Raw genomic sequence first — 13,763 nt, forward strand, 5'->3', positions numbered from 1 at the left:
ACCTGAGTACCGACGTCGAGATTTAACTACGGGGTCAGGCTTGGTGCAGTGCTTCCTGCCGGCGCCGCTCCAACGTGTCACGGACACGCTCCACGTCCCGCGGGTAGCAGAAGTAGAGGGCGGTGAGGACGGCCGCGTTGACCAGCATGAGGATCACCAGCGTCCAGAGGAACACGGCTTGGATTCCGAGGCTTGAGGCCAGGGCGCCCGCTCCGAGGGAGAAGACGGCCCACCCGATCGTCTCGAAAACGGTCAGGAAGATAGCGAAGGCCTGGCCGCGAAGTTCCGGCAGGACGACGGCTGCGACGATTGGACGGTTGGCGGGTGGGTTGGCTCCTTGGGCAAAGCCGATCAGGGCCCAGAATGCGCTGTAGATGCCGATGTTGTGGTAGTCGAACTGGGTGGCGAAGAATGCGACGGCGGCGAAGAGAACCTGGGCGCCCTGCAGGTAGGCAACCCGGCCACGGTCGGGAAGGATCCGGTCCAGGAGGGCAACTAGCCAGCCACCCCCGGCGGTCCCGGCGAAGTAGCCGAGCCCAAAGGGCACCAGGACAATGGCGGCCACGGCATTGGTGAAGCCCCGTTCCACCACGAGGAACTGGATGCCGAAGATCGTGATGAGGAGATGCCCGGAGAGCAGGCGGGAAAGCATCATGATGGAGAAGCTTGGAATCCGGAACAGCGAGGCCACCGAGCGGACCGTGACTTTCGGGGCGAGGCGCTCGCGGGCGCTGAGGTCTGCGAGCTGCTTCTCGGAAGCGCCCACACCAGGATCTTTCAGGAGCAACGCCACCAAGAGGCCAGCCAGGATGCAGATGCCACCGATGGTCCACATGCCGAACCGCCAGCCGTCAGTGATGCCTGTGAACAAGGCGATGAGCGGGGCAATGAAGGAGCTGATGAGGCTCATGAATCCGTAGAAGTAACCCGCAGCCTTGCCGCGCTGGCTGTCATCGAAGGAGTCCGCGATGATCGCGTTGGCGATCGGGCTTCCGCCGATGATCGACGCCGACATCAGGGTGTTGAGGATCAACAGTTGAACGAAGTCCTGCGAGAAACCTGCCGCTATACCGAAGACGCCACCTGCCAGGGTTGTGGCGATCAGAGCTTTCCGTCGGCCGATCTTCCCGGCAAGCCATGCCCACGCCGGACCGGCAGGGACAGCGATGATTTTGCCGAGTGCGGCGAGCAGGCCAAGGTGGCTGCTCTGCAGTTTCAGGGCTGCCGCAATGGTCGGGAAGAGCGTGGCACTGAGGCCGGCTTCCGTATTGTCCACCACGGTAACGCCGGTGAGGACAGCGAGGTTTCGCCAGCGGTGGGGAACTTTGCTGGCTTGGGCTGCTCCTTCAGCTGGAGCTTCCGTGGAGAGGGCAGGGCTGGGTTGGGTGGTCATGGGCTGTAGGTCCTGTCTACATTGTCAGGCTGGGTTGGGGATGTGTCACTGGCTTGGAGTTACGCCGTGGGGACGGCAGCCAGTTCCTCGGCAATGGACCCGAGGGCGCTCGAGGAAACCGGGATGACGGCTGCGAGCTGGTAGAGGCTGAGCTGGGCGGGGATGTTAACCAGTTCAGTGCTGATGAGGCCGGGGAGGTGCTTCTCCACGGCTTCGCGGCCGCGGACGTCCTGGAGCAGTTCCAGAAGGGGCAGTGTTAAGGCCGCTCCGCCGTCGGCGAAGCTGTCCATCGGAGGCAGGGGTTCCAAGGCGAGCCGCGCCCTGTCCGCTTGCCGGGCGGCGAGGAGGTGCTGGGCTGTGGGTTCGGCATCGAAAGGGATTCCGAGCCGCTGGAACTGGCTCTCGGGTGCATCGTTGGCATGCATGAGGTTGGCCAGTGTTTTCAGGAGCCGCAATTCCAGCTCGTCATCGAGGATTGGGTTTGTTTGGCCGGGATCGGTTTCCAGGTCAAACAGGAGCGTTCCGTGGACCCATGAGTTCATCATGGAGGTGGTCTGGAGCTGCATTGTCCGCAGTCCCTTGGTGAAACTGAACGCTTCCGCAGGTGCCCACTGCGCGAGTTCGGCCGTAGAGAACCGAGACCGCATGTGGGTGGGCATCAGCGTGTAATCTTCCAGCGGTGCATTGGAAGGATCGACGGCGGCACGCATGTAAACGTATCGGCCGTCAGTGATGTTGACGTGGCCACCGTGGATACCAAAGAGGGCTGCCTCACGCACTTCGCTGTCGTCCTGCAGCACTGCGGCCAGATCCTGGCCTTGCATGTCTTTCGTAGGTTCGACGCCGAAGAAGCGCAGCATGGTGGGTGCGATGTCGATGGTCTGAGCGAGGGCTCCACGCCGGGTGTCCTTGCCGCCGGTGCGCGGGTCCCACAGGAACATGGGCAGGTGCACGAGTTCGTTGAACCATGGTTGAACAGACTTGGCCCACCAGCCATGTTCACCCAGCAGGAAGCCGTGGTCCGTGTTCACCAGGAGGAGGGTGTCTTCCCAAAGGTTGTACTGATCCATGGCATCCAGGACCCGGCCCAGCGACTTGTCGCACATCGAGACCAAAGCGGCATATTCGTAGCGGGCGTGCTCCACCTGATCCTGGGGCTCGGTGACCTTCTGGTATCCAGGCCAGTCGAATTCGGGACCTTCGTAGTCATGCTCGTACAAAGCCTTGTATTTGCTGTGGGTGAAGAAGGGCTCGTGCGGATCGAAAAGCTCGATTTGGAGCATCCACTTGTCTGCCTCATGGTTCGTATCGATGAAGTGCAGGCCGGCGTCCACGGTTTTGGTCTGCGAGTGGTCTGCCTCGGTGGGCATGTAACTGCGGTTGATGAGGTCCTGCCGCTTCATCCCGGCACGCCAGTCCTGGCTTCCGCCGGAAGGATTTACTACACCCTTCCACGGGTCGCCCTCCTGGCCACGGAAGAACTCCCAGGTGCTGTACCGGGGATGATAGGTAGCGCCTCCGTCCTCCCAATAGTGCGGGTGGTCTGATACGAGATGCGTGTGCACTCCTGCTTTTCCCAGCATCTCCGGCATGGAATCGTCGAATGGTTCCAGCGGCCCCCAGCTGCGGTGCAGGAAATTGTGGCGCCCGGTGTGCATTTCGCGGCGGGCCGGCATGCAGGGCATCGAACCGGCGTAGAAATTGTCGAACGTGGCCGTCTTTGCTGCCAGGCGGGCGAAGTTGGGCGCATCTACGAACGTGTCCGCCGCGTAGGGGGACAGCATGTGTCTGTTGAGGCTATCGAACATGAGAATGATGGCCTTCATGGTCGCAGCTCCGCCGGTACTGCGGTGAGCGAGCGGGACGACAACTGTCCATCCAGGAGCTCCTTGCGCAGGCTGATCAGTCCAGCGACGTGGGCATCAATGGCGCTCGCGCCCATCAGGTGCAGGCGCTCGCCCACAGATTCGGCCAGCTCGGTGTCAAAGGCGATCGTGGGAGCCCATTGTTCCCTGCGGTCGCGGTTGCGGTACCTGGCGATTTCGTCCTGGCGGGTCTGGATTTCGACGTCGAGAATCCGGAGGAGTTGCTCGGCGCTCATGAAGCCGGAAAAGGACAACCGTGCACCGAGTTCCGGGTCCTGGAAACGGCTGGCCGGGTGATACGGGCCGGTGAGCCAATCGAGGAACACGGTGGCTCCTTCATCAGTGACGCGGTAGGTCTTTGCGTCCTGTGCGCCGGGCCGCGGGTCCACGCTGTGGGTCACCCAACCTTGGCTCTCCATGCTCCCGAGCGAGCGGTACACCTGGCTCATCTGCGTATTGGAGCGCAGGAACCGGCCATGGGTGTCCAGGTACTTCTTGATCTCGTAGCCCGTGCTCGGGTGCTCCAGCAGGACTCCAAGAAGGATGTGTTCGAGCTTCATTGTTCTCTCCATTGGAAGGTCATTGCGTGATGCGGGTCACGCTTTCTAAAGAAAAGAATGACACAAGTGGAATGGTGAGTCAATGACACAAGTGGAATGCTTTAGTGTTCGACGGCGGCAGCTGGCTAAGTTCCGGCGTCGAACCTTAACGCCCGAGCCTGTGTACACGAGGAGGGCGAAAGGCGAAGCTTAAGGAGCACAGGGGGGAACGATGTACAAAGCGCCGAACAAGGGAGTCACGGACAGCAGGCTCGACCACGCTTTCTTCGTCCTTGGTGGGGCCGCTGCGGTGTGGCTGGCATTCCTGTTGGTGGGGGAGAGCTTTCATCTGGGGTGGGGCCAGCTGTGGTTCTCCTTCGTGTTCTGGGCATTCTTGGCCTACCTGCTGCTGCCTCGCCTCCACCGGATCCTGACGACGATTTACGTCCCCGGCTACTTCATCGGCCGCGCCCGGACCAGCGACGGACTGCTCGGTGACCCCGTCAACGTGGCCCTCATGGGCACCGAGCCGCAGATCCAAGCGATCATGAGGGCTGCTGGGTGGACCATTGCGGACGACGTGACTTTTGCCAGTAGTCGCCGCATCATCAGTTCAACGATCCTGCGGCAGAGCTACACGCAGGCACCGGTCAGTCCCTTGTACCTCTTTGACCGCCAGCAGGACTTCGCCTACCAGCAGGAAGTGGACAGCAACCCTGGCAAACGCCACCACGTCCGCTTTTGGCGCTGCCCTGAGGGCTGGATGCTGCCCGGCGGGCACAAGGTCGACTGGCTCGCCGCCGGCACCTACGATCGCAGCGTTGGTTTCTCGCTGTTTACCCTCCAGATCACGCACAAGATTGAGCAGAATACCGACGTGGAGCGGGACCACATCGTACGGACGGTCGCCGAGGCTGAGCCTGCCGTGACCGTCCGTGTCATCAAGGACTTTTCCACCGGATATCACTCGCGCAATGGCGGAGGGGACTCGATCTCCACGGACGGCGATCTGCCCATCATCGACGCCCGCCGAGTGCCCGTCCCCGTCGACCAGCCAGCCAGTCAGACGGACAGCCGCGACCGCCGCCCCGCACCCACCATGACGGGCGCATTCCTCGTGGTCGTCCGGGCCCTGGCGGCGCTGGCTTTGGCTGTCACGTTGCTGACCTCGGGCGGCGACATCACCATCGAGGACGCCAGCCTTGACCCACAAAGCACGACGGCGGCAATCGTCACCATAGCTGCGATCGTCCTGGTCTTCGGGTTCGGCGAGGTATTCCTTGCCTGGCGGATATTCCTGGGCAGCAACGGCGCCCGTGTGATTGCGATGGGACTCAGCTCCATCTCGATCGTGGTTCAGGCAATCGACGCCTCCACGGGGACCACCAATCTCACGCTTGAGGCAGGCCTGTCCGGCTTGGCCACGGACATCCTGGTGCTCCTGGCCCTGTCCAGCCAACGGGCCCGGATCTATGCCAAGCGCCAGCGGGTTCCGGCCGTCCCGCCGTCGGTGGTTCGCCGCGTGGCTTCCTGACCTTCTTTCACGCCGCGGGTCCCGCGACGCGCCGGGAAATGCGGCGTGTCGGCACGCTCTGAGAGGCAAAGTGGGTCAGGAAGCCACACGCCACAGCTGCCACTGAGGAAACGCCCGACGGCGGAGCGCGGGGAGCGCTGACGACGCGCACATTCACTGGGGACACAGAAACGGGCTGGCGACACCCGGATGTGGGTGTCGCCAGCCCGTTAGCGTGGCGCAAACGAATGCGAGTGGCGCTACTAAGCAGTCACGGCCAAGGCGTCGATCTCCACCAGCATGACCTCGTGCGGGAGATCCACAAACACGGTGGTGCGGCTCGGCAGCAAACCGCTGGGCACGTTCTCGCGGATGAATTCGCCGTAAACCTCGTTCATGGCGGCGAAGTCATCGCGGGTGGTGAGGTAGACGCGGAACATGATGACGTCTTCAACGGAGGACCCGCCCGCTTCGAGGATGGCCTTCACGTTCTCCAGTGTGCGACGTGTCTGGACGCGGACGTCGCCCTCGCCGATGTACTGGTTGGTGGCGGGATCCATGGGGCCCTGGCCGGAAACCTGGAACATCCCGCCCTTTTTGATGCCCTGGGAGAATACGTGCGCCGGGGCGGGGGCGTTTTCGGTCAGTACTACGTTCTTTTCACTCATGCTGAGTTCCTTTCGTGGCTGATCCAGCCGAGGTCATTCGAGATGGCCTCGGTGCTGGCTTTGAGATCGGGCAGCAGCTCCAGCAAGCCTTCATAGCTGAGCATCACTACCGGTACCGAACAAGAGGCTGCGGCAACAACGGCGCCGCTGGCATCACGGATGGGGGCCGCGATGCAGTGCACGAATGCCTCGTGCTCAGCGTTGTCGTGGGCCCAGCCTTGGATCCTGACCTGCTCCAGTTCGGCCAGCAGGGCTTCCGGTGAGGTCAGGGTGTTCTCGGTAACTTTGACGTAGTCCAGCCCCGCCGCGATTTTTTCCTGCCGGCTGCGCGGCATGTCGGCGAGGAGGACCTTGGACACAGCGGCCGAATGCAGCGATGCAGTGAGGCCGATGCGCGAGTACATACGGACGGGGTGGTGCGACTCGAACTTATCGATGTACACCACCTCGTTCCCTTCAAACGCGGCCAAGTGAACGGTGTGCCCGGTCCGACCGTTCAACTCGGCGAGGTGCGGGTGCGCTACCTTGCGGATATCCCGCTGTTCCAAGGCCAGCGAGGACAGTTCGAACAGTTTGGAACCGAGCATGAACCGCTGGTCTTCGTCCCGGACCACGAAGCGTTTCTCCTCCATGGCGTGGAGGAGCCGCATCACGGTGGTCTTGTGTACGGCAGCCTTGGACGCGAGCTCGTCCAAGGTTGCTGGCTTTGCAGCGAGTTCGCCGAGCAGGTCGATAGCTCGCATGAGGCTCTGACTCAAAATGTCACGCTCCGGTTCTGGTGTTGAAATGTCCCTCTTCAACATGGATAGCAGCCCAGTCGTCATCCGAAGAATCGAGAATGGCTGCCAGTTCCCCCGCGGAAGGCAGCGGACCACGATCGCCGTGGACGGTCAAGGTGCAGGCGGCCGCAACGTGGCCGCGGCGCAGGCTCGCCTTCTGGCCAAGCCCAAACAGCATTCCGCTGAGGTAACCGGCGGCGAACGAGTCACCCGCGCCAACAGGCTCGACGACGGCGACGGACAGTGCGGGCACCTCTTCCCGGGTGCCACTCCGATCCAAAGAAATGGCGCTGATCGCCTCGTTCTTGATGACCAGCACTTGGGGGTCCGGCATCAGGCGGCGAAGTTCGGCCTCATCGGTGGTGCCGAAGGCGTGCTCGGCTTCGTCTTTACCAACAAGCACGACGTCGGCCAGGTTCGCCAAGCGCTGCAGGATCGAACGATCCTGGCCTGCCCACAGGGCCTCCCGCCAATTGACGTCGAAGCTGACGATGTGCCCATTCCGCGGTTCGGCCAGCAGGGCTTCCAAGAGAGACAGGCAGTCCGGAGACAAGGCAGCGGTGATCCCACTCAGGTGGATGAGGGCCGCGTTTTCCAGCAGTGATGAAACAGCGGGATTGGAAAGCAAGGGGCGTCCCATGGCCGACGCCGCAGAACCTTGCCGATAGTACAAAACTGAACTGCCGCCGTCGGGGTCTGATTCCTGGGCGGGGACCTTCACGTAGAGGCCCGTGGGCCGCTCGGGATCAACTTCGACGCCGGAGACTCCCACCCCGTGCGCTTGAAGCTCGTCAAGGATGCGCGTGCCGAAGCCGTCGTGGCCCACGCGGCTGACCCAGTGAGTGTCCAGGCCCATGGCCGCAAGTCCCATGGCGACATTGGACTCAGCGCCACCAATCCCGCAGTGGAGTTCGGTGGCGAGGTGAAGGGGAACGGCCTGGACAGGGGTAAGCATGGCCATTGTTTCGCCAACGCATACAGCTGAAAGCATCGTTCTCCCATTAGTTCGTGCGCTTCTCAGCGGCCTTGACTCTCGATCCGCCACCATGTTAGACATATCACCAGCAGGTTTGCAACCAGCGTTGCAAAATACGCAACGCAAATGAGAATCTCATACTGAACAGCCCCACACCGCAGCTTCAAAAACGCAGCCCCGCGAAGGGAATGAAACCGTGAACACTTCCGAAGCCATCTCGGCGCACGCCGTGGCCGGCCTTGCAGAGCGCCAGCTCGATTGGCGGCACAAGGCCATCCCGGCCACCGCCAACGGGAGTACGCATGCCCAATTCCTCGCGGCCAATCACACTCTGGCCGATCTGCAGACGCCACTGCTCACGCTTGATAGCGCGGCCCTCCAGGCCAACGCTGACCACCTGGCCGATTGGTGCAAGGAACACGGCGTGTTGTTGGCGCCGCACGGCAAGACCACCATGTCCCCCCAGCTCTGGACCGAGCAGCTCAACCGCGGAGCCTGGGGCATCACGTTGGCGAACTTCGCTCAGCTTCGGGTAGCCCGCGAGTTCGGGGTCCGGAACCTTCAGCTCGCGAACAGCCTGACGGACCCGCACGCCATCCAATGGGTTGCCGGAGCGTCAACTGCCGATGCGCCGATCCTGTCCTGGGTGGACTCTGTGGGAACCGTGGAGGTCATCAACCGCGTGCTCGCCGGGAGCGACGCCGTGCTGGATGTGCTCGTGGAGCTCGGCGCCCATGGAGGCCGGACCGGAGCCCGGGGTGTTGATGCCGCCATGGAGGTGGCCCGTGCGGTTGCTGCCTCACCGAATCTGCGGCTGGTAGGTGTCAGCGGCTATGAAGGCTCGCTCGCGCACACAGCCGACGACGCCGGACTGGGTGCCGTCCGCGGCTACCTCGCGCAGATGCGGCTTCTCCATGAGGAATTGCTCGCCGCCGGGCTGTACGGATCCGGTTCGGTGATCATCACGGCGGGTGGCAGCGCGTACTTCGACGACGTCGTCTCTCTCCTGTCGCCCTGCATCAGCACTGGCGCCGAAATGGGGGATCCGAGCGTGGACCTCATGATCCGCAGCGGCGCCTACATCATCCACGACGACGGCTTCTACCGCGGAATCTCGCCCTTCTCCCGCCAAGGCAACCAGCCGTTCCGCGCGGCAATGCACGGTTGGGCGAGGGTGGTCTCACAAACGGAACCGGGACTGGCCATCCTCGACGCCGGCAAGCGCGACCTCCCGTTCGATGAAGGACTGCCGGAACCGCAGCTCATCGGTCCTGTCCTTGGCGGCGCGATGGAACCACTGCAGGGAGCCGAAATCACGTCGGTCAACGATCAGCACTCCTTCATGACCTTCGACCCCGAAACCACCAGTGTCCAACCCGGCGATGTGATCCGGCTGGGCCTCTCCCATCCCTGCACAGCCTTCGACAAGTGGACCGTCATCCCGGTCCTTGCCGAAAGCGCAGGCGACCAGACCGTCGTCGACCTCATCCACACCTTCTTCTAGGACCCCTGCCATGAAGACCCTTATCAGCAACGCCACCCTGGTGGATGGAACCGGAGCGGACCGCCGCCCCGCGGACGTCCTGCTGGACGGTGCCGTGATTGCCGCCGTCGTCGACGCCGGTTCCCTCACCGCCGCGGAAACGGGCGCGGACCGCGTCATCGATGCCTCCGGCCTGGTCCTGAGCCCCGGCTTCATTGACATGCACGCGCATTCGGACTTGCAACTGCTCGTTAATAGGGAGCATTACGCCAAGCTCAGCCAGGGCGTTACCACGGAACTGTTGGGCCAGGACGGCCTCTCTTACGCACCAGTGGATGATGCCACGCTCGCCGGTGTGCGGGAGAAGATCGCTGGTTGGAACGATAACCCAGCGGACTTCGACTGGAATTGGCGGACCGTGGGGGAGTACCTGGACCGCCTGGATACCGAAGTCACCGATGCCGACGGCACTACAGGCCGCATCGCCACCAACGCTGCGTACCTCGTTCCGCAAGGCACTGTCCGGGCTATGGTGATGGGCTTCGCAGAAGGTGATCCCACCCCGCAGCAACAGCAGCAGATGCAAGACGTGATCCGCTCCGCGATGGAGGAGGGCGCCGTTGGAATGTCCTCCGGCCTGACCTACACGCCGGGCATGTACGCGCAGACCGAAGAACTCGCTGGCCTCTGCAGTACTGTCGGCGAGCTGGGTGGCTTCTATGCACCGCACCACCGTTCTTACGGCAAGGGCGCATTGGATGCCTATGCGGAGATGATTGGCCTGAGCCGGGACACAGGCTGCGCCCTTCATTTGTCCCATGCCACCATGAACTTCGCGGAGAACAAGGGCCGTGCAGGCGAACTCCTGGAGCTCATCGATAACGCGCTTGATAACGGCGTGGACATCACCCTGGACACCTACCCCTACCTCCCCGGAGCCACCACGCTCTCCGCGATCCTCCCCAGCTGGGCATCGTCCGGAGGCACGGAAGCGACGCTTGCCCGCCTCCAAGACCCCGAACCCCGCGCACGTATCAGAGAGGCCGTGGAGATCTATGGTTCGGACGGCTGCCACGGAGTGGTTGCCGAGTGGGACACCCTGGAAATCAGCGGCGTCCAGAACCCGGCGCTCGCGGCCTACGTGGGCAGGACCATCAAGGACATCGCCGCCGAGACCAACGAGGAGCCGTTCGATGTCTTCGTCCGCATCCTCGTCGAAGACCGCCTCGGCACCGGAATCCTGCAGCACGTGGGACACGAGGAAAACGTCCAGGCCATCATGAAACACCGCACGCACACCGGCGGCAGCGACGGCCTCCTGGTTGGCGCCAAGCCACACCCCCGGGCCTGGGGAACATTCCCGCGCTACCTCGGCCACTACTCCCGCGATCTCGGATTGCTCAGCCTTGAGGAAACGGTCCATCACCTGAGTGGGCGTCCGGCCGCACGACTCAAGCTCCACAAAAGGGGACTGGTCCGCGAAGGCTATGCGGCCGACGTCGTGCTGTTCGACCCGGAGACCATTCGCGACGAAGCCACTTTTGAGAATCCCCGCCAAGCCGCCAGCGGCATTTATTACGTCTTCGTCAACGGCGCAGCAGCGATCGACGGCGGCCGGCCCACCGGTGCCCGCGCCGGCCGTGCCCTGCGCCGACAGCCAGACGGACTCACCCGAGAAGGAAAGTCATGACCCCCGAACAATTCATCCAGCAGCTTGAGGCCGACCGCACCCTTGCCGTGGTCCGCGCTCCCTCCATTACGGACGCCGCGGATCTCTGCCGGGCACTGGCCGACGGCGGCATCCGCAGCGTCGAACTGACGTTCACCACGCCTGATGCGCTCAAGCACGTACAGCGTGCAGCCGAGACCGCCGCGGACCACGGCGCCGCCGTCGGAATCGGTACGGTCCTGACCGCAGACCAAGCCCGCGCAGCCATCGACGCCGGGGCAAAGTTCCTGGTCACGCCGGGCATCCGGCCCGAGGTTGCAGCAGTGGCTGTGGCCGCCGGCATTCCCTTCAGCCTTGGCGCCATGACACCCACCGAAGTGGCGCAGGCGCTTGACCTTGGGTCCGGCGTCGTCAAGATTTTCCCTGCCCGCCAGCTTGGGCCGGCGTATCTGAAGGACCTGCAGGGCCCCTACCCGGGCATTCGCTTTTTGCCTTCGGGAGGCATCGACGCTTCCAACGCCAAGAGCTACCTCGACGCCGGTGCTGCCGCAGTCTGCTGCGGCACCAGCGTGGTCCCGCCCGCAGCAGTCGCTGCAGGCAACTGGGCAGACATCGCGGCCCGTGCCGCCGCGTTTACCGGCACCCTCAAGTAGGACTCACCCAGAAAGAAACCCCCCATGAATGAATTTCTCGAATGGCTGCGGCACGACACCGCCGGCCTGCTCCTCCTGGCAGGCGCGGGCATCGCCCTCCTGCTGTTCCTGATCATCAAGGTCAAGCTCGAACCCTTCATCGCCCTGGTGGGAACCGGCGTGATCGTGGCCTTGGTGGGTGGGGTCTCAGTGGAAGCGTTGGTCGGTTCGGCCACCAAGAGCAGTGACGCCCTGATTGAGAAGGGCTTCGCTGGAATCCTTGGCCACATCACCGTGATCATCGGCCTCGGTACAGTGCTCGGTGCGATCCTCGAACGGTCTGGTGGCGCGGAAGTGCTGCTCGGCCGGCTCGTGAAGATCTTCGGAGAAAAGGGCACCCCGCTCGCCATGGGCATCACCGGTTTTGTGCTGGGTATTCCCGTGTTCTTCGATATCGGCATCTTCGTCCTGGCGCCGCTGGTTTACGTCGCTGCAATTCGCGGTGGCAAGTCGCTGGCACTGTACGCACTTCCGTTGCTTGCCGGCCTCTCCGTGACGCACGCCTTCCTGCCACCGCACCCCGGGCCCGTTGCTGCCGCCGGCCTGTTCCATGTTGACCTTGGCTGGATCATTCTCATGGGCCTCATCTGCGGTATCCCGGCCTGGTTCGCTTCCGGTATTTTGTGGGGCACGTGGATCGGCAAGCGGGTGATGGTTTCCGTGCCCGAGGACCGGATCGTTCCCGAGGCCGAGGAAGCCCGCGGCCACGAGCCGTCCATCGGACTGGTGCTGTTGGCCATCGGCCTGCCCATGATCCTCATCCTCGGCGGCACGTTCGGCAACATCTTCGCTCCTCCCGGTGTTTTCCGGGATGTGCTCCAGTTCTTCGGCAACCCGGCCATCGCGCTGACGGTCGCCGTGCTGCTGGCCATGTGGCTCCTGGGTATCCGACGCGGCATGACCTCCGCCGAGCTCAGCGAAATCACGGGTTCATCGCTTCGTCCCGTGGGCATGATCCTGCTGGTTGTTGGCGCCGGTGCCTTCTTCGGCGCGGTTCTCTCGGCTACCGGTGTAGGAAAGGCCGTGGCGGACTCGCTGGCCCAGGCCGGCCTGCCGATCATCCTCTCCGCCTTCGTGATCAGTGCGGGTATGCGCATTGCCCAGGGCTCGGCCACCGTGGCGATCGTAACCACCGGTGGCATCCTGGCCCCGAGCCTTGCGACCGGTTACTCCCAGCCGCAGCTCGCCCTGATCGTGGTGGCCATCTCCTCCGGCTCCATCATTGCCAGCCACGTCAACGACGGCGGCTTCTGGATCATCTCCAAGTACTTCAACATGTCCGTCAAGGACACCCTGAAGACGTGGACCGTTCTGGAAACGGTGTTGTCCATCGTGGGCTTCGCAATGGCGGCGCTGCTGTACACGTTCGTGCGGTAGCTGAGGGTGTAGCTTCACGACTTACTTTGAAAGCAAAGCGGTCCCGACATGCCGAGAGAGACGGCGTGTCGGGACTGTTTGCGTGCCAAAGAGGGTCGGGAAGCTACAGTGCTGCGGAGTCCAGCGCCGGTTAAACAAAGAGCTCCGGAGTGCGTTATTGGGGGATACGCACTCCGGAGCGGTCTTTGAGCAGGTGCTTTCGCCGTCCTGCAGTAATCACTCTACGTTGGGCGGGACGGCATTGCCACCACCTCGAATAAGTACTTTCGCTTTAGTTTTTACGGGCAGCTTCCTGCGGCTTTTTCTGCGGCACGATCAGCACGGGCCGGCGTTGGTGGTGGCTCAGCCACGCCGCCACGGAGCCGTTCAAAGCCTCGGAAATGCGATGTCCTAGGCCAGGCTCCGGCGTGCCGACAATGATCATCGAGGCATGGATGTCCTCGGCGAGTCGGCCCAAGGCGCGCGCGGGATCTCCAGCCAGCAACCGCAGAGTCCAATCCGCCGAGCCACCATCCATGGCGTCGCCAATGAGCTTGCCCAGATCACTTCGAACAGCTGCGACATCCTCGTCATCCTTCTCCGGATGAAGCGACATCCGGTGTGTCTCGCGCGCCGGGTCCCATTCCACGAGGTAGCTGGCCTCGTCCACGTACGCGCAAACCAGGGGCACCCCGAGTTGCTCCGCCAGCGTCCGGGCCGTTTGCAGCACCTCCACATGCTGGTCGGGCAAGACGCCGACAACCAAAGGAATCCGTCCGCTGAAATTCTCCGCAGCCATACCCTATTGTTGCGCCGCGAGGTGTCCTTGA

The 13,763-nt window shown here is 63.2% G+C and carries 12 protein-coding genes; 5 read left to right on the forward strand and 7 right to left on the reverse strand.

The window, feature by feature from the left end:
• Positions 1 to 34: 34 nt before the first annotated feature.
• From ACFX4T_RS06125 to ACFX4T_RS06135, 3 genes are read right to left on the reverse strand one after another with little or no spacing between them, the layout of a single operon-like run.
• On the reverse strand, positions 35 to 1,393 hold the full coding sequence (locus ACFX4T_RS06125) for an MFS transporter (protein ID WP_377651130.1): 1,359 nt from the start codon (positions 1,391 to 1,393) through the stop codon (positions 35 to 37).
• 59 nt (positions 1,394 to 1,452) lie between these two features.
• Positions 1,453 to 3,219 (reverse strand): sulfatase, encoded by a 1,767-nt coding sequence (locus ACFX4T_RS06130; RefSeq protein WP_377651131.1) that lies wholly within the window; start codon positions 3,217 to 3,219, stop codon positions 1,453 to 1,455.
• Positions 3,216 to 3,818 (reverse strand): PadR family transcriptional regulator, encoded by a 603-nt coding sequence (locus ACFX4T_RS06135; RefSeq protein ID WP_216924574.1) that lies wholly within the window; start codon positions 3,816 to 3,818, stop codon positions 3,216 to 3,218. Before ACFX4T_RS06135 ends, ACFX4T_RS06130 begins: the two co-directional genes overlap by 4 nt.
• 211 nt (positions 3,819 to 4,029) lie before the next feature.
• On the opposite strand from ACFX4T_RS06135, the gene ACFX4T_RS06140 reads away from it, so the two are divergent.
• Positions 4,030 to 5,331, forward strand: a complete 1,302-nt coding sequence (locus tag ACFX4T_RS06140; RefSeq protein ID WP_377651132.1) for an LssY C-terminal domain-containing protein — start codon at positions 4,030 to 4,032, stop codon at positions 5,329 to 5,331.
• A 242-nt stretch (positions 5,332 to 5,573) separates the two neighbouring features.
• Here ACFX4T_RS06140 and ACFX4T_RS06145 read toward each other — a convergent pair whose 3' ends face one another.
• The 3 genes from ACFX4T_RS06145 to ACFX4T_RS06155 are packed head-to-tail and all read right to left on the reverse strand — an operon-like array spanning position 5,574 to position 7,805.
• Positions 5,574 to 5,978 carry a RidA family protein gene (locus ACFX4T_RS06145; protein WP_216924578.1) on the reverse strand — a complete coding sequence of 135 codons (405 nt, stop codon included), beginning with the start codon at positions 5,976 to 5,978 and terminating at the stop codon, positions 5,574 to 5,576.
• The gene (locus ACFX4T_RS06150) at positions 5,975 to 6,781 is read right to left on the reverse strand and encodes an IclR family transcriptional regulator (protein ID WP_216924580.1); all 807 of its coding nucleotides are present in this window, start codon (positions 6,779 to 6,781) and stop codon (positions 5,975 to 5,977) included. Before ACFX4T_RS06150 ends, ACFX4T_RS06145 begins: the two co-directional genes overlap by 4 nt.
• Positions 6,741 to 7,805, reverse strand: a complete 1,065-nt coding sequence (locus tag ACFX4T_RS06155) for a sugar kinase (protein ID WP_377651133.1) — start codon at positions 7,803 to 7,805, stop codon at positions 6,741 to 6,743. The genes ACFX4T_RS06150 and ACFX4T_RS06155 overlap by 41 nt, the downstream gene beginning before the upstream one ends.
• Positions 7,806 to 7,929: 124 nt before the next feature.
• Here ACFX4T_RS06155 and ACFX4T_RS06160 point away from each other — a divergent pair, with 124 nt between their 5' ends.
• From ACFX4T_RS06160 to ACFX4T_RS06175, 4 genes are read left to right on the forward strand one after another with little or no spacing between them, the layout of a single operon-like run.
• A complete protein-coding gene (locus ACFX4T_RS06160) occupies positions 7,930 to 9,237 on the forward strand; it encodes an amino acid deaminase (RefSeq protein ID WP_377651134.1) in 1,308 nt (435 codons plus the stop codon).
• Between the two features lie 10 nt (positions 9,238 to 9,247).
• Positions 9,248 to 10,906 (forward strand): amidohydrolase family protein, encoded by a 1,659-nt coding sequence (locus ACFX4T_RS06165; RefSeq protein ID WP_377651135.1) that lies wholly within the window; start codon positions 9,248 to 9,250, stop codon positions 10,904 to 10,906.
• Entirely contained in the window at positions 10,903 to 11,538 is a 636-nt protein-coding gene (locus ACFX4T_RS06170; RefSeq protein WP_216924588.1) for a bifunctional 4-hydroxy-2-oxoglutarate aldolase/2-dehydro-3-deoxy-phosphogluconate aldolase, read from the forward strand. Before ACFX4T_RS06165 ends, ACFX4T_RS06170 begins: the two co-directional genes overlap by 4 nt.
• A 24-nt stretch (positions 11,539 to 11,562) precedes the next feature.
• Positions 11,563 to 12,954, forward strand: a complete 1,392-nt coding sequence (locus ACFX4T_RS06175) for a GntP family permease (protein WP_216924590.1) — start codon at positions 11,563 to 11,565, stop codon at positions 12,952 to 12,954.
• A 271-nt stretch (positions 12,955 to 13,225) separates the two neighbouring features.
• Here the strand turns inward: ACFX4T_RS06175 and ACFX4T_RS06180 are convergent, their stop codons facing one another.
• Positions 13,226 to 13,732, reverse strand: a complete 507-nt coding sequence (locus ACFX4T_RS06180) for a universal stress protein (RefSeq protein ID WP_216924592.1) — start codon at positions 13,730 to 13,732, stop codon at positions 13,226 to 13,228.
• Positions 13,733 to 13,763: the final 31 nt, after the last annotated feature.

It is taken from the genome of Paenarthrobacter sp. YIM B13468, from assembly GCF_042788025.1.
GTDB classification, from domain to species: domain Bacteria; phylum Actinomycetota; class Actinomycetes; order Actinomycetales; family Micrococcaceae; genus Arthrobacter; species Arthrobacter aromaticivorans.